Annotated in this window: 1 protein-coding gene; it reads right to left on the bottom strand. The window is 64.6% G+C overall.

Features of this window, described 5'->3' with window-relative positions; translation table 11 throughout:
• Positions 1 to 223, bottom strand: a 223-nt coding sequence (locus tag AC5Y5B_RS25265) for an MCE family protein (RefSeq protein ID WP_500007405.1), incomplete at both ends; no start/stop codon positions are given.

Here is a 223-nt window from a genome sequence, read left to right as displayed (position 1 = left end):
TAGGTGTCCAGCAGCTGGGCGGTGGGCACCAGGTCAGCGGCGCCGCGCGCCAGATACGGCCCGCCCTTGGTGAACAGCTCCGCACCGGTGTTGCCGAACCCGGCCGCCGACAACAACGCCCGATCCAGATCCTTCTGCTGGGCGTTGATGGTGCGCGAGGTGATCACCGCATTGTTCAAGAAATCCAACAGATCCGGCGCCGCGTTCGCATACGTATCACCCA

It is taken from the genome of Mycobacterium sp. NGS33 (genome assembly GCF_059812885.1).
The sequence above is the reverse complement of the archived record's forward strand: the minus strand, read 5'-3'. Positions and strand labels throughout refer to the sequence as shown.